The organism is Roseateles sp., from assembly GCF_039929605.1.
Lineage (GTDB): Bacteria > Pseudomonadota > Gammaproteobacteria > Burkholderiales > Burkholderiaceae_C > Pelomonas.
The window spans coordinates 1-14,937 of sequence record NZ_JBDSQX010000179.1; the positions used below are offsets into that span (position 1 = coordinate 1).

Sequence of the window (14,937 nt, forward strand, 5' to 3'; positions counted from 1 at the left end):
GCGGCCAGCAACACCTGCAGCGCTGCGGCCGGCGCAGGGCGGGCGAAGTGGTAGCCCTGCATCTCGTCGCAGCCTTGCTGCCGCAGGTAGTCACGCTGCGCCACCGTCTCGACACCTTCGGCGACCACGCGCAGGCGCAGGCGGTGGGCCAGCGCGATGACGGCATCGACAAGCGCGGCGCCATCGGGCTCATCGCCGATGCGGCACACGAAGGACTGGTCGATCTTCAGCGCGTCGATCGGGAACTGGTGCAGATAGGCCAGGCTGGAGTAGCCCGTGCCGAAGTCGTCCAGCGACAGCTTGACGCCCAGGTCCCGCAGGCGCTGCAGCATGGCTGTGCCTGCCTGCGGATTGCTCATCAGCATGCCTTCGGTCAACTCGACCTCCAGGCAAAGCGCCGGCACACCGTGGCGCTGCAGCGCCTGCGCCACCACGACGTCCAGGTCGCCTGCGGCGAACTGCCGCGCCGCCACGTTCACGGCAATGCGCACCACCGGCTGGCCGGCATCCATCCAGGCCCGTATCTGCCGGCACGCGCTGTCGATGACCCAGGCGCCGATGTCGAGGATCAGGCTGCTGCGCTCTGCCACGGGAATGAATTGCCCTGCGGACACAAGGCCGACGCCGCCGCGGTTCCAGCGCAGCAGCGCCTCGGCGCCGACGAACTCGCCGCTGAGCGCGTCCACCTTGGGTTGGTAATGCAGTTGCAGCTCGTCGCGTTCGATGGCGCGGCTCAGTGCAGCCTCCATGTCCAGCTTGGCCATGGCCTCGGCGTTCAGGTCGCAGGTGTAGAAGCAGAAGCGATTGCGGCCGAGATCCTTGGCGCGGTACATGGCCGCGTCCGCGTCACGCAGCAACTCAACGGCCGTCGAGTTGCCGTCATCCGGGCAGACGCTGATGCCGATGCTGGCCGTCACGTAGGCGTCCTGCCCGCAGGAGAGCCGGACAGGTGCCGAGACCGTCGCGAGCAGGTCGCGCGCCAGCACGGCGAGGCCCGTGCTGCACGGGCTGGTTTCAAGGATGACCAGGAACTCGTCACCGCCCAGGCGACCGAGGAAGTCCTCCTGGCGCAGCCGCTTCTGCAGCCGCGACGCGACGCACACCAGCAGCTCATCGCCAGCCGGGTGGCCAAGGCCGTCGTTGACGGTCTTGAAGCCGTCGAGGTCGATGAACAGCAAGGCCGTGCGCGCGCCATGGCGCCACGCACGCGGCAGCGCCTCTTCGAGCCGCTGCCGCAGCAGTACCCGATTGGGCAACTGCGTCAGTGGGTCATGGTGAACCAACCAGGCAGCCTGGGCCTCGCTGCGCTTGATACGGCTGAGGTCGCTGAACACGCCGACATAGTGGGTCACGGGGGCGTCGCCGTCGCGCACGGCGCTGATGGTCAGCCATTCAGGGTAGATCTCGCCGTTCTTGCGGCGATTCCAGATCTCGCCCTCCCAGTAGCCGCGCTCAGCGATCGAAGCCCACATGGCTTGATAGAACTCTGGGCCATGCCGGCCCGATTTCAACAACTTCAGGCTCGCGCCGGTGGCGTCGCCTGCCGAGAAGCCCGTGATGGTGGAGAACGCGCGGTTGACGGCCTGGATGTGGCCCTGCGCGTCGGTGACGATGATGCCGTCGCGCATGTTCTCGAAGGCGCTCGCCCAGAACAGCGCGCCGCTCTGCAAGGCGCCTGCGCCGTGCGGCGCTTCTTGCGTTGTGTTCATTCGAGCCTCCCCAGGCTTGCGTTCGTTCCTTTTGCTAGCGCCTCCAGTGCACTCAGTGCAACTCGGCCGGTGCGATGCGGCCCTGGACGAAGGCGTCGAGCGCGTGGACATCCGGGATGCAGATGTCGCGGCGGTTCTTCTCGCTGAAGGAGATCAGCCGTTCGCGAGCCAGCTTGGAGAGCACGCGGCTGACGGTCTCCAGCGTCATGCCCAGGTAGTTGCCGATCTCGGCGCGCGTCAGGCGCATGCTGATCAGGTCGGTCCGCAGGCCCCGGTTCGCCAGGGACTCGGCCCAGTAGCACAGGAACTCCGCCACGCGCGCATCGGCGGGCAGTGTGCAGACCGACATCAGGGAGTCGCGGTCGCGCATGATCTCGCCGCTCATCGCCTCATGCACGAGGGCCATCAGCGCCGGATGCTCGGCACAGGCCCGCAGCAGCGCGTCGTAGCGCACCGTCCAGACCTCCGCCGTGTCCATCGCCACGGCGTCACAGGCCTGGTGGCCACGGGCGATGCCGCCAAAACCGAGCCAGTCGCCGCGGAACTTCAGGCCGACGACCTGCTCGCGGCCATCGGCCGTCTGGCTCAGCAGCTTGACGAAGCCCGAGTTCAGGATGTGCAGGTGGGAGAACGCCTCGCCCGCCTGGTAGATCACGTCGCCGGCGTGGACGATGCGGCGCTGCGGGCTGAGCACCGCGCCCAGCAGCTTCAGGGTGTCGGCGATGCGTTGGCTGAAGCGCTGGTTGGCCTGCGCCTCGTGCGCGGCCCTGTCCTGCTGACCGGGGGCAACGCCACCGTCGGCCGTGCGAAGGGGTGCGGCGTGCGGGATGGCGGTGTGCATGAAGTTCTCCAAGGGGGCGGTGAATCGATGCGGTCGATGCTAGGCAGCGCCCGACAACACCGTGCCAACGAGCAACCTCGCTGCGTAGCGCTGCGTATTGCTCGGTAACGCAGGGTGAGGCTGTGTGAATGGACGGTGTCTGAACACCAACACCGAACAAGATCCGGCCGGATTGATCTCCGTCAATTGGCCGGCAGAACGCATCGGTACGCTGACGGCCAATGTCCGCAAGAACCCGTCACGGTGGCCAATGCCCCGACTTTTCCGACCCCAGGGATGCCGCTGCCCTGCTGGCGCAGGCGCGGGCGTTGGTGGTCGCCAAGGCACAAGCCGGGCAGTCGCTGATGAAAGGCAAGCGGCTGGCGCTGGTGTCGGCCTCGGAGCCCGACGAGACCGCGCTGGAGTTCGCGCAGGCGGCCACGGCACTGGGCGCGCATGTCTCGTTTCTGCGGCCAGGGCTCGACGAGCGCAGCAGCGCACGTCAGGTCGATGCCACAGCGAGCATGCTGGGCCGGCTCTATGACGCGGTGGAATGCCAGCAACTGCCGGCAACGCTGGTGCGGCGCCTGGCGCTGGGCGCTGGCATCCCGGTCTTTGCGGGCCTGGCCACACCCGGCCACCCCACGAGTGCGCTGGTAGCGCAACTGGACGGCGATGCCTCGGCGGCACTCAAGCGCCGCTGCATCCTGCAGGCGGCCCTGCTCATCAGCATCACCTGACGCTGGCGATCAGGCGTCCAGATAACTCGTCTCGGCATCCTCAAGAAGGAACCGCCCCCGCGCGACTGCTGCAACTGCCAGCGCGGTGCCGAACGGGCCGACACCGGTTGGGGGCGGCGACTCCACCTCAAGTTGCTCAATGGCGGCGAGACGGTCCTCGCCGAGCAAATGCAGCGGCACGCGGTGAAGCGCGGTTCCCCGCAGTCGATCGGTGAAAAGCTGGGCGACCGGAATGTCGCTCCACCCGGGTCGAGAAGCAGTGTTCAGGTGCCCGCGTTCCTCGTCGACGACGCCGGCCACGGCAACGCCGATACCGATGGGAAGACAGCGAGTGGTTTGCAGCCTGGCGTGGACGTCGACCATCAGATACGTGGCGAGGTCGATGCATTTCCGAGGCGCGAAATCCTCGACGCAGGTGCCGCTGTGCTGGGCCAGTATCTTGCCGCCGAGCGAGGTGGCAACGAGATGGACGCCGCTGGCTCCGAACTGAATTCCGAGCGCCGTGAAGCGATCCGGCTGGATATACAGGGCGCCCGAAGAACGGCCTCGCTCACGCGCCCCGAAAGTCGTGCGCTCTTCCAGCCAACCTTCGCCGACGAGCTCGCGCACCAGCCCAAAGGCCGTCGATTGAGCATGTCCAGCGCCTTGACCAAGCCCGTGCGTGACACGCCAGGGTGGGCGCAGATGTGCCGCGCGATGACCATCCGGCGACGGCTTCTCATCAGGAGTTCCTGCTTGGTGTACCTGACCAGGCTGTCGGCGTAGTCCGGGCCGGCGGCTTGGGCAGTCATCGTTGGAGCGCTAAGTGAGTCCATGTCGCAGCTGTTGATCTCGGAGGCTGATGGCGAATCCGACCCGATGCTATGCAGCGACCGGGATCACGCGCCAATCACTTTCGGGCCGCTGCGATATCAAGCTGGATATCGGAGCACGCAGCCGAAGGCGATTCACGTCAATTGAGGTGGCCGATGCGCGAAGCAGAATCGGATCGGCAGAACAAGGCATTTGTTGGCGGCCAGAATGCACGGACCTTTTCCTGCGCACCAGCCGGGGCGAGCCCCCTCCCCTCCCACCCTCTACGCACAGACCTGTCGCCCACCACCGATGATCAAGAAGACCCTGCCACTGCTCGCCCTGTCCCTGCTGGCCGCAGCCGCCCACGCCGAGGTTCGTCTGGCCGCCGTGTTCGGCGAGCACATGGTGCTGCAGCGCGAGCGGCCCATCCACCTCTGGGGCTGGGCCACGCCGGGCCAGACGCTGGCCATCACCCTGGCCGGCACGCAGGCCAACGTGAAGGTGCCCGCCAGCGGCCGCTGGGAGGCCGGGCTGCCGGCCATGAAAGCCGGCGGCCCGCACCGGTTGACGGTGGCGGGCGACCAGCGCGTGGAGTTGAAGGACGTGCTGATCGGCGACGTCTGGCTGCTGGGCGGGCAGTCCAACATGGAATTTCCGCTGTCTGCCAGCGACACAGGCGCTCAGGAAGTGGTCAGCCCGCAGAACGCCCAACTGCGCCAGCTGCGCGTGCCGCTGCGGGCGAGCCTGCAGCCCGAGGCCGACATCGCACCGGCCCCTTGGGTGGTGGCAGAGGCCGGCAAGGTGGGCGACTTCAGCGCCATCGGCTATCACTTCGCGCGCCAGATGCAGCAGGTGCAGGGCGTGCCCATCGGCCTCGTCAACACGGCCTGGGGCGGCTCGCATCTGGAAACCTGGGCGCGTCGCGAAACCGCGCTGGCAGATCCCGACCTGGCCGGCGCCGTGCGCGCCCTGCCGTCTGACCAGGTCGCCTTCACACGGGCTCGCCGGCAGGAGATCGAAGGCTTGCTCACACGCTGGCAGCCTGGCATGCCTTGGCAAGGTGTCGATTCGAGCCGCTGGGCGGAAGCGGGCGACATCGAGGCGGGCTGGCCCAAGCTGCAAGCGCCGGGCGTCTGGGAGGGTCAGGGCTTGCCGGGGCTGGACGGCGTCGTGTGGATGCGCAAGCGCATCGAGCTCGGCGCCGCGCAGGCTGGCGGCGCGGCCACCCTGCATCTGGCCAAGGTGGACGACTGCGACGAGGTCTGGGTCAACGGCCAGCGCGTCGGCGGCCAATGCGGCTATGACCAGCAACGGCGCTACGAGCTGCCCGCCGGCGTGCTGCGGGCGGGCGCCAACTGGATCGCCGTCAAGGTGACCGACAACGGCGGTGGCGGCGGCTTCCACGGCGACGCCGCGACGATGCGGCTGGACACGGCGGCGGGCACGGTTGCGCTGGCCGGCTCCTGGAGCGCCCGCGTGGCCGAGGCTCGCGTGCCCAGCTCACCCACAGCCAACGATGCGCCCACGCTGGCTTACAACGGCCTCATCGCGCCGCTGCAGGGCCTGCCCATCCGTGGCGTGCTCTGGTATCAGGGCGAGAGCAACACCGGCCGGGCGGCGGCCTATGCGGGCGGCTTCAAACGCTTGATCCAGGATTGGCGCGCGCAGTTCGGCCAAGGCGATCTGCCGTTCTTCTTCGTGCAGTTGGCGTCCTACCTGCCGCTGCAGAACAACCGCCCGGGCCACGGCGGCTGGGCCGAGCTGCGCGACGCGCAAGCCCAGGCGCTGGCGCTGCCGCACACCGGCATGGCCGTGGCCATCGACGTGGGGGATGCCAACGACATCCACCCCCGCAACAAGCGCACCGTGGGCGAGCGCTTGGCGGCTCTCGCGCTGTCTGACATGGGCCTGCGCCAGGCGCCCGCCAGTGGCCCGAGGCTGGTGGCCTCCGAGGTGCGCGGCAACGAGCTGCGCCTGCGCTTCACGGCCACCGCAGGCGGCCTGCGCACGGCCCTGGCCGGAGAAGCGCTGCGCGGCTTCGTGCTGGCCGGCGCCGACCAACGCTTCGTGCCGGCCACGGCCCGCATCGACGGCGATGTGGTGATCCTCAGCAGCCCCGACGTGGCGGCACCTGTCGCCGCCCGCTACGGCTGGGTGGACAACCCGAGCGAGTCCAACCTCGTCGGCGCCGATGGCTTGCCGGCTTCACCGCTGCGCAGTGACCGCTGGCCGCTTGACACGCAGGGCAAGCGCTACCCGGACTGAGCTGCGCAACGTGACAGCCATGGCAGGTCGGGCCGCCAGCCGCGTCGGTGTACTTCTCGCCACCCTCGTTGTCGATGCTTGTCAGGTGCCGCAGAAGGTGCGGTAGCGCGCCGTCACCTCGGTGGCGGCCGGCGCGGCATAGCGGGTCTGCAGCGCCGCTTCCTGCCAGGGTGAGCGCAGCGCGGCCAGCAGCTCGTCGAAGGGTGTCATGTCGCCATCGGTGGCGGCGGCCAGCGCTTCCTCGACGAGGTGGTTCCGCGCAATGACGGCCGGGCTGGCGCGGCGCATGGCCTCGGCGCGAGCGCTGCCGTCGAGCCCGCCGTCACCGCCATCCCGCGCCCAGCGCTGCTGCAGGCGGGCCAGCCAGGCGTCCAGCGCCGCGCGATCCGGGAAGAGGTCGCGCAGCGGCTCGGGCCGGCCCTCGGCTGCAGACGCCAGGTGGCGCCAGGCCAGCGTGAAGTCCACCGCCTGCGTGTGCAGCAGCGTGAGCCAGTCGTCGGCGAGTGCCGCGTCCGCCGCGTCGTCGGCCGCTTGGTTGGCCGGCGTAGCGGCAAGGATGCCCAGCTTGCGGCGCTGGCCGCCCAGCAGCGCGGCGGCTAGCGCGGCCGGGAAGGCATCGATCACTTCCGTCACCGCCGCCACGGCGCGGTCGATGGCGGGCTCGTCTTCGGCGTCGGCCATCAGCGGCAGCAGCGTCTCGGCAAAGCGCGCCAGGTTCCAGCGGGCTATTGCCGGCTGGTTGCCGTAGGCGTAGCGGCCGGCGTGGTCGATGCTGCTGAAGACGGTGGCCGGGTCGTAGGCCTCCATGAAGGCACAGGGGCCGTAGTCGATGGTCTCGCCGGAGAGCGCCATGTTGTCGGTGTTCATCACGCCGTGGATGAAGCCCACGTTCAGCCACTGGGCGATGAGATGGGCCTGGCGCCCGGCCACCGCGCGCAGCAGGCCGAGGTAGCAGTCGGGTGAATCAATCAGGCCGGGGTCGTGGCGGGCGATGGTGTAGTTAGCAAGGCGGCGCAGCGTGTCCAGGTCGCCACGTGCGGCGAAGAACTGGAAGCTGCCGACCCGCAGGTGGCTGGCGGCCACGCGGGTCAGCACCGCGCCCGGCAGCACGGTCTCGCGGCGCACTGGTTCGCCGGTGGCGGCCACCGCCAGCGCCCTCGTGGTCGGGATGCCCAGCGCGTGCATGGCCTCGCCGATCAACACCTCGCGCAGCATCGGGCCGACGGCGGCCTTGCCGTCACCGCCGCGTGAAAACGGCGTTCGCCCCGAGCCCTTGAAGGCGATGTCGCGGCGCTGGCCGGCGCGGTCGATCAGCTCGCCGAGCAGCAGCGCGCGGCCGTCGCCCAGCTGGGGCGAGAAGCCGCCGAACTGGTGGCCGGCATAGGCCTGGGCGATGGGCTCAGCGTCCTCGGGCAGCAGGTTGCCGGCGAAAAGCGCGGCCGCGTCGGGGCCTTGCAGCACCTCGGGCGGCAGGCCAAGTTCATCGGCCAGCGCGGGGTTGGCGAACAGCAGGCGGGGCTCGGGCGCTGCGGCGGGCTTGGCGGCCACGTAGGCGCCTGGCAGCTCGCGGGCGTAGGTGTTGTCAAAGCCGAAGCGGTGCATGAGTGCCTCTGGGAAACCGGTGCGCCAGTGTGCCGGCAAAGGACAGCGGGCAGGGCTCAGGGCTCGCCCGCTTCGAGCGGCGCCAGCAGCAGGCCCAACTCCGCCGCGCTGAACTTGCTCAGCGCGCCACCGTCGTCGCTGCCCAGCAAGCCGTCGGCCAACGCGCGCTTGCGATCCTGCAGCTCTAGCATGCGCTCCTCAATGCTGCCCTGGGCCACGAGCTGGTAGACGAACACAGGCTGGTCCTGGCCGATGCGGTGGGCGCGGGCGCTGGCCTGGCTTTGCACGGCCGGGTTCCACCAGGGGTCGATGTGGATGACGGTGTCGGCGGCGGTCAGGTTCAGGCCGACGCCGCCGGCCTTCAGGCTGGCCAGCAGGATGGGCACCTCGCGCGCCTGGAAGCGCCGCACGACATCGCCTCGTGCTGACGCCGCCGTCTGGCCCGTCAGGCGCAGATGAGGCAGGCCCAAACGGTCCAACTCAACGGAGATCAGGTCGAGCATCTCGGTGAACTGCGAGAACACCAGCAGCCGCCGGCCTTGGGCGACGAAGTCGGGTAGGTTTTCGCGCAACCATTCCAGCTTGGCGCGCTCGACGCCGGGCGGCACCTGCATGCTCTTGACGAGCAGCGGGTCACAGCAGACCTGGCGCAGCTTGAGCATCGCGTCCAGCACGCTGATGAGGCTGGTCGGGCTGAAGCCGTCGCGCATCAGGATGCGGCGCACCATGTGGTCGGCCGCCACGCGCACGCTTTCGTAGAGCTGCTTTTGCTGGCCGAGCAGCGGCACGCGCTTGACCAGCTCGGTCAGCGCCGGCAACTCGGTCGCCACCTCCGTCTTCATGCGGCGCAGGATGAAGGGCCGCACGCGGGCCGCGAGCAGGCGTGCACGGGGACCGTCGCGGTTGACCTCGATGGGCTTGCGCCAATGCTTGGCGAAGGTGCGCGAGTCGCCGAGGAAGCCGGGCATCAGCAGGTCGAACAGCGACCACAGCTCGCCGAGGTGGTTCTCCAGCGGCGTGCCTGTGAGCGCCAGATGGTGGCGGGCATCGAGCCGCCGCAGGGCGCGCGCGGCGCGGGCCTGGGCGTTCTTGACAGACTGGGCTTCGTCCAGGATCAGCAAGTGCCAAGGCTGCGCCGACAGCGCGCGCAGGTCGCGCCAGACGAGGTTGTAGGTGCTCAGCACGAGGCCGGCTCCGGCCAGGTCAGCGGCGGCGCGGTCGGCGCCGTGCCAGGTCTTGACGACGAGCCCGGGAGCGATGCGGGCGGCCTCCTGCTGCCAGTTGAAGAGCAGCGACGTCGGCACGATGACCAGCGCCGGGCGATCGAGCCGGCCGGCCAGCTTTTCGGCCCAGATGTGGGCCAGCGCCTGGGCCGTCTTGCCCAGGCCCATGTCGTCGGCCAGGATGCCGGCAAGGTTCTGCTCGCGCAGGTATTGCAGCCAGGCGAGACCGTGCAGCTGGTAGGGCCGCAGCGCGAGGCCCAGGCCGGGCGGCTGCGCCATCGCCGACGGAGCGCCCGCCGCCAGCAGGCGCCGGCCGAGCAGCCTCAGGCCGGCATCGCCGTGGATCTGCCAACGACCGCATGACTCTTCCTCGATGCAGCGGATGCGGTCGGCATCCCAGGCGTTGAGGCGCAGCGGCTCGCCCTTCTCCAACTGGGCCGGCTTCAGCAGGTCCAGCAGCGCCAGCATGATGGCCTTGAGCGGCGCGGCAGGGGCGTGATAGCGCTTGCCTCCGGGTGCGCGCAACGAGATGACGGCGTCGTCCTCGATGGCGGCGATGGCCACCGCGTCCAGCCAGCGCTTGTCCTTGCGCAGCAGGTTGGCCATCAGCGGCGCCAGGTCGATGCGCTCGCCGTCGACCTCCATGCCGAGGCTCACCAGCCACGCGCCCGTGCGCCTCTCCAGCCCCAGGCCCTGCACGCGGCGGCTGGGCGGGGGCGCCTCAGCGTCTTCGGTGAGACCGAGCTGCCAGCCGCTGACGGCGCGGCTGTGATGGGCAAAACCTGGCTCGGCCGTGACCTGCCAGCCCTGGGCCAGCAGTTCGGGCACCTTGTCGACGTGGAAATCGCCGAAGAACTCTTCCTGGACCAGCGTCCAGACAGATGCGCCCAGCGGCAGCGGTGCACCGCGCCATTGCAGCAGCGCGGGGTCCAGTGCAATGAGGCCCAGCTTCAACAGGGCATGCTCGGCGTCGGCATCCCGCCGCGCCAGCATCGCCACCGTCACCTGCTCGCCGCGCGGGCCCAGCGCGCCGCGCGGGCGCAGGCCCAGCAGGCCGTCGCCGCGTGTCAGCGTGCGCAGCGTGAGATGGGGTGGTGCCGTGGACATCGCGACAGTCTCGCAGCCCGCGAGACGGTTCAGATACAGCGGCCTTCCTTCTTCGGGCCGAGCGCCGGGCCGCTCCCAAGCCGGCCCGCTATGGCGATGTGCTGGCGGCTCAATGCCGCAAGCATCGCCATCCCCCTGGGGGACCGACCAGACTCGCCCGCGTTCAGCGCGGCGAGGCTGGGCGAGGGGCTCAGAGCACGGACTTGATGTGCTTGGCGATGGCGTCGTCCTGGCAGTTCGTGAAGAACAGCTCCTGGAACTTCTCGCCCGACACGGTGGCCTTGAGCAGGTCCTGGTCAATGGCCTTCAGCGTGGTCAGCATGTCCTTGCACGACGCAGCCTTCAGGTCCTTCAGGATGCCGCGATTCTTGGCCATGATGGCGGCGCGCTCCTTGGGGTAGCCCACGCCGCGCTCGTTCTCGAACAGCTTGCGGTAGCAGTCCTGCAGGTTCAGCTCGGCCGCCCAGCCGAAGCCCTTGGCGTAGGGCATGGACAGGCAGTTGCCGTCGTTGATCTGGCCGAACAGGAAGGCGTCGGTCGGGTCGATGACCAGGCCGCAGAACACGCCAGGCATGGCGTTGCAGGCCAGCATGGAGCCCATGCCGGTGCCGCAGCCGGTGACGACGAAGTCGGCGGCCTTGGAGTTCAGCAGGATGCCGGCCAGCAGGCCGTTCATCACGTAGGTCAGCGAGGCCTTGTCTTCGGGGGCGTACATGCCGTAGTGGTGCACGGCGTGGCCCAGGGGCTCGACAACGGTCTTGAGGGCGCTGTGCACGATCTCGGACTTGGCGGCTTGGCTGTTCTCGATGATGAGGGCGATCTTCATGGCGGTGGCTTTCTGGTCGGGCTTGAATGGGGGCGAAGGCGGCACAGGCCGCTGGGCGATGCCATTTTGCCCGTTTATGGAACGCCGTTTCGAAAATACCAATCAAGCCCGCGAGCGATGCGGGGCTTCACGGCATGTCAGTCGCGTTCGCAGCACCGGCCGCCCTTGAAGCAAGAGGGCGTGCGGCAAAAGAACACAGCCACAGAGGCACTGCAGACACAGAGGGACCTTCATCCCGCCTTCTCTGTGCCTCTGTGCCTCTGTGGCTTGTTTGGCTTTCCCGTCAGTCGCCCTCGCCGCCCAGCGGCTTCAACTGGCGACCGGCGGGCAAGGCGCGCAGGTACTTGAACGTGCCGGTGGCATGAGCGCATAGCTTGCCGTCTACGGCAAAGACCGAACCCTCGCAGAAAGCCATCGTCGTCGAGCGATGCAGCAGCTTTCCCACCGCGCGCAGCTCGCCTTCGCCGGGGCGCATAAAGCTGGTCTTCATTTCCACGGTGACGACGCCCGGCCCGAGGTCGGGCAGGTGCCGATTCACGCTGCGCGCCGCGTGGGCCATCGCCACGTCCAGCAACGTCATCACGACGCCGCCGTGGGCCACGCGCCAGGAGTTCAGGTGCTGCTCGCTGATGGTCAGCCGCAACTCGGCCTCGCCGTCGCCGACCGAGTGCAGCGTGAAGCCCAGTTGCTGCACGAAGGGAATGTGGACCGGGAACTCCATCGTGGGATCAACCGCCGTGGATGGCTGAAACGCCGCCGTCGACCGCCAGGATCTGGCCGGTGATGTGCTTGCCGGCGCGCGAGGCGAACAGCAGCGCCGCGCCCTTCAGGTCGTCGTCGTCACCGATGCGGTTCAGCGGCGCGTGGGAGGCCATCTTTTCCTCGCCGACGGTGGCGAGCAGCCCCTTGGTCATCTTGCTCGGGAAGAAGCCCGGCGCCAGCGCATTGACGGTGATGCCGTACTGGCCCCACTCGCCGGCCAGCGCGCGCGTGAAGTTCACGGCCGCGCCCTTGCTGGTGTTGTAGGCGATGGTCTTCATAACGGCGGAGTTGCCGCCCAGGCCGGCGATGGACGCGACGTTGATGATGCGGCCTGACTTGCGCGGGATCATGCTGGCCTTGGCCACCGCCTGCGCAAAGACGAAGAGGCTGCGGATGTTCAGGTCCATGACCTTGTCCCAGGCCTCCAGCGGATGCTCCTCGGCAGCGGCGCCCCAGCTCGCGCCGGCGTTGTTGACGAGGATGTCGATCTGGCCCAGGCGCTCCATCGTCTCGCTGACGACGCGCTGCGCGTCCTCGGCCTTGGCCGCGTCGGCCGCGACCCAGCGCGTGTCGATGCCGCGCGCCTGCAAGTGGGCCGCAGCTTCCTCCAGGTCGGCCGCCTTGCGCGAGGTCAGCATGATCTTGGCGCCGGCTTCACCCAGCGCCTCGGCGATCTGCAGGCCCAGGCCGCGCGAGCCGCCAGTGACGAGGGCCACCTGGCCGCTGAGGTCGAAGAGGTCTTGGACTTTGGTGCTCATGGTCTTCTCCTGTACGGTTGGGGCCCGAGTACTCGCTGCGCGAGCGGCCTGACCCACAAGGTCATCAAAAGTATTCGGTTTTCATGTCGCGGCACAGCGGCTCTCGCCGCGCGACAACGTCCAGCGAGGCGCCGATCTTGGGCAGCTCGTAGGCAAAGAAGAAGCGGGCCGCAGCGCGCTTGCCGTGGGCGAAGTCGCTGTCGCCTTCAAGGCTGAGCGACACGTCCAGCCACAGCCAGGCCAGCACGGTGTGGCCAAAGGCCTGCATGTAGGGCACGGCGTTGGGCAGTGCGTCTTCCGGCAAGCCGGTGCTCCAGGCCTTCTTGGTGGCGCCACCGACTTGGGCGAGCGCGGCAGCGAGCTGGTTGGCCTGCGGCGCCCAATCGGTCTGCATGGCGCGCTCGATCGTCTGCTGCACGCGTGCCGCCAGCGCGGCCAGCGAGGCCCCACCCTGCTGCACGACCTTGCGGCCCAGCAGGTCCAGCGCCTGGATGCCGTGCGTGCCCTCGTGGATCATGTTCAGGCGCTGGTCGCGCCACAGCTGCTCGACGGGAAAGTCGCGCGTGTAGCCATAGCCACCCAACACCTGGATGGCCAGCGAGTTGGCCTCCAGGCACCACTCGCTGGGCCAGCTCTTGGCGATGGGGATGAGCACGTCCAGCAGGGCCTGGGCGCCGGCCTTGTCGTCACCGGTTGCCAGCTCGTCGACAAGGCGGGCGCAGTACAGCTCCAGCGCCAGGCCGCCTTCGACATAACTCTTCTGTGCGAGCAGCATGCGGCGCACATCGGCGTGTTCGATGATCGGCCGCTGCGGGCTGGCCGAGTCCTTGCCGGCGGCCGTCATCAGCCGGCCTTGCGGGCGCTGCTTGGCATATTCCAGGCTGGCTTCGTAGCCTGCATAGCCGAGCATCACGGCGCCAAGCCCGACGCCAATACGGGCCTCGTTCATCATGTGGAACATGCAGCGCAGGCCGTCGCCGACCTTGCCGACGAGGTAGCCGACGGCGCCACGGGGCGCCGCCGGGCCGCTCCCAAGGCGCCCCACATCCCCATGGGGGATCGGCGGCGTACCCGCAGCCGAGGGGCTGAACTTTCCTTCGCCGAAGTTCAGCAGGCAGTTGGTCGTGCCTCGGTAGCCGAGCTTGTGGTTGAGACCGGCCAACACCACGTCGTTGCGCATGCCGGTCAGCTCGGCCTTCTCGTTGACCAGCCACTTGGGCACGATGAACAGCGAGATGCCTCGTGTGCCGGGAATTAGCTTGCCGTCCGGCCCGGGCACCTTGGCGAGCACCAGATGGATGATGTTCTCGGTGATCTCGTGCTCGCCGCCCGAGATCCACATCTTGTTGCCCGTCAGCCGGTAGCGCGGGCCTAAAGCGTCAGTCTCGTCGTCCAGTTCGGCGCGGGTCACCACATCGGACAGCGACGACCCGGCCTGCGGCTCTGAAAGGCACATCGTGCCGAACCAGCGGCCGGAGAACTCGTTCTTGGCGAACACCTCGCGCTGCAGCGGCGTACCGTGGGCCATCAGCAGCCCGGCGTTGCCCGAGGTCAGCATTGCGTACCCGCCCAACGCCACGCTGGCCTTGCTGAAGAAGGCGTTGCCCGCCATCTCGATGACGCAAGGCAGCTGCATGCCGCCGAACTCGTAGTCCTGCGCGGCGGCCAGCATGCCGGATTCGGCGTACGCCGACGTCGCGTCGTGCGTGGCCTGCGGCAGGTGCACGCGCTCGCCATCGAAATGCGGCTCCTGCGTGTCGGCCAGGCGGTTGAACGGCGCGAATTTGTCGCGTGCGATGCGCTCGCAGGTGTCGAGTACGGCGGTGAAGGTCTCGGCCGAGTGCTCGGCAAAGCGCTCGCGCGTCGTGAGGTCGCCGGCCTTCAGCCAGTTGAAGAGCAGGAAATCGAGCGTCTCGCGCATGGATTCAATCCTGGGCCAGACAAGCGACGGTGCCCTGCGCCAGCGCGCACAGCTTCTCGGCACCGTCCTTCACCGCGAACACCTCGCAGCGGCAGACCGCCTGCGCCTTGCTGACGGCATCGGCGCTGGCGCGGGCGATCAGTCGTTCGCCAACCGCCGGGCGCACGTAGTTGATCTTGAACTCCGACGTCACGACGGGCACCTGCATCGCGGTGCCGCCGGCAAAGGTCAGCGCGTTGTCGGCCAGGTAACTGACGACGCCGCCGTGTGCAAAACCGTTCTGCTGCAGATGCTCGGGTTTGAGCGCCAGTTGCAGGTCGACCTTGCCGGGCGACAGCGCCGCCAGCTCCGCGCCGAGCAGCACGCTGAACGGCTGCTTGGCTAGGATCTCGCGACCCATCGCCAGGAA

At 68.8% G+C, this 14,937-nt stretch carries 12 protein-coding genes; 2 read left to right on the forward strand and 10 right to left on the reverse strand.

Annotated elements, in window-relative coordinates:
* On the reverse strand, positions 1 to 1,709 hold a 1,709-nt coding region (locus ABIS05_RS24055; protein WP_348014046.1), incomplete at its 3' end, for an EAL domain-containing protein.
* 52 nt (positions 1,710 to 1,761) lie between these two features.
* The gene (locus ABIS05_RS24060) at positions 1,762 to 2,550 is read right to left on the reverse strand and encodes a Crp/Fnr family transcriptional regulator (protein ID WP_348014047.1); all 789 of its coding nucleotides are present in this window, start codon (positions 2,548 to 2,550) and stop codon (positions 1,762 to 1,764) included.
* Positions 2,551 to 2,771: 221 nt separating this feature from the next.
* Between ABIS05_RS24060 and ABIS05_RS24065 the strand changes: the two genes are divergently transcribed.
* Positions 2,772 to 3,269 carry an ornithine carbamoyltransferase gene (locus ABIS05_RS24065; RefSeq protein WP_348014048.1) on the forward strand — a complete coding sequence of 166 codons (498 nt, stop codon included), beginning with the start codon at positions 2,772 to 2,774 and terminating at the stop codon, positions 3,267 to 3,269.
* A gap of 9 nt (positions 3,270 to 3,278) precedes the next feature.
* On the opposite strand, the gene ABIS05_RS24070 is transcribed toward ABIS05_RS24065, so the two are convergent.
* Positions 3,279 to 3,878, reverse strand: a complete 600-nt coding sequence (locus tag ABIS05_RS24070; protein WP_348014049.1) for a hypothetical protein — start codon at positions 3,876 to 3,878, stop codon at positions 3,279 to 3,281.
* Positions 3,879 to 4,373: 495 nt separating this feature from the next.
* Between ABIS05_RS24070 and ABIS05_RS24075 the strand changes: the two genes are divergently transcribed.
* A complete protein-coding gene (locus ABIS05_RS24075; protein ID WP_348014050.1) occupies positions 4,374 to 6,329 on the forward strand; it encodes a sialate O-acetylesterase in 1,956 nt (651 codons plus the stop codon).
* A gap of 81 nt (positions 6,330 to 6,410) precedes the next feature.
* Here ABIS05_RS24075 and ABIS05_RS24080 read toward each other — a convergent pair whose 3' ends face one another.
* From ABIS05_RS24080 to ABIS05_RS24110, 7 genes are all read right to left on the reverse strand, one after another.
* On the reverse strand, positions 6,411 to 7,931 hold the full coding sequence (locus ABIS05_RS24080) for a protein adenylyltransferase SelO (RefSeq protein ID WP_348014051.1): 1,521 nt from the start codon (positions 7,929 to 7,931) through the stop codon (positions 6,411 to 6,413).
* 56 nt (positions 7,932 to 7,987) lie between these two features.
* The gene (locus tag ABIS05_RS24085) at positions 7,988 to 10,261 is read right to left on the reverse strand and encodes a DEAD/DEAH box helicase (RefSeq protein WP_348014052.1); all 2,274 of its coding nucleotides are present in this window, start codon (positions 10,259 to 10,261) and stop codon (positions 7,988 to 7,990) included.
* 190 nt (positions 10,262 to 10,451) lie between these two features.
* Positions 10,452 to 11,087: an RpiB/LacA/LacB family sugar-phosphate isomerase gene (locus ABIS05_RS24090; protein WP_348014053.1), complete on the reverse strand. Its 636-nt coding sequence runs from the start codon at positions 11,085 to 11,087 to the stop codon at positions 10,452 to 10,454.
* A 283-nt stretch (positions 11,088 to 11,370) separates the two neighbouring features.
* Positions 11,371 to 11,808, reverse strand: coding sequence for a PaaI family thioesterase (locus ABIS05_RS24095; protein WP_348014054.1), 438 nt, complete (start codon positions 11,806 to 11,808; stop codon positions 11,371 to 11,373).
* 7 nt (positions 11,809 to 11,815) lie between these two features.
* Positions 11,816 to 12,607 carry an SDR family oxidoreductase gene (locus ABIS05_RS24100; RefSeq protein WP_348014055.1) on the reverse strand — a complete coding sequence of 264 codons (792 nt, stop codon included), beginning with the start codon at positions 12,605 to 12,607 and terminating at the stop codon, positions 11,816 to 11,818.
* A gap of 64 nt (positions 12,608 to 12,671) precedes the next feature.
* Positions 12,672 to 14,528, reverse strand: a complete 1,857-nt coding sequence (locus ABIS05_RS24105) for an acyl-CoA dehydrogenase (RefSeq protein ID WP_348014056.1) — start codon at positions 14,526 to 14,528, stop codon at positions 12,672 to 12,674.
* Between the two features lie 4 nt (positions 14,529 to 14,532).
* On the reverse strand, positions 14,533 to 14,928 hold the full coding sequence (locus ABIS05_RS24110) for a PaaI family thioesterase (protein ID WP_348014069.1): 396 nt from the start codon (positions 14,926 to 14,928) through the stop codon (positions 14,533 to 14,535).
* Positions 14,929 to 14,937: the final 9 nt, after the last annotated feature.

Coding starts and splice junctions, on each gene's coding strand:
- ABIS05_RS24090 (WP_348014053.1), bottom strand. CDS start 11,087: ATGAAGATCGCCCTCATCATCGAGAACAGCCAAGCCGCCAAGTCCGAG.
- ABIS05_RS24085 (WP_348014052.1), bottom strand. CDS start 10,261: ATGTCCACGGCACCACCCCATCTCACGCTGCGCACGCTGACACGCGGC.
- ABIS05_RS24095 (WP_348014054.1), bottom strand. CDS start 11,808: ATGGAGTTCCCGGTCCACATTCCCTTCGTGCAGCAACTGGGCTTCACG.
- ABIS05_RS24105 (WP_348014056.1), bottom strand. CDS start 14,528: ATGCGCGAGACGCTCGATTTCCTGCTCTTCAACTGGCTGAAGGCCGGC.
- ABIS05_RS24075 (WP_348014050.1), top strand. CDS start 4,374: ATGATCAAGAAGACCCTGCCACTGCTCGCCCTGTCCCTGCTGGCCGCA.
- ABIS05_RS24110 (WP_348014069.1), bottom strand. CDS start 14,928: ATGGGTCGCGAGATCCTAGCCAAGCAGCCGTTCAGCGTGCTGCTCGGC.
- ABIS05_RS24060 (WP_348014047.1), bottom strand. CDS start 2,550: ATGCACACCGCCATCCCGCACGCCGCACCCCTTCGCACGGCCGACGGT.
- ABIS05_RS24065 (WP_348014048.1), top strand. CDS start 2,772: ATGTCCGCAAGAACCCGTCACGGTGGCCAATGCCCCGACTTTTCCGAC.
- ABIS05_RS24100 (WP_348014055.1), bottom strand. CDS start 12,607: ATGAGCACCAAAGTCCAAGACCTCTTCGACCTCAGCGGCCAGGTGGCC.
- ABIS05_RS24080 (WP_348014051.1), bottom strand. CDS start 7,931: ATGCACCGCTTCGGCTTTGACAACACCTACGCCCGCGAGCTGCCAGGC.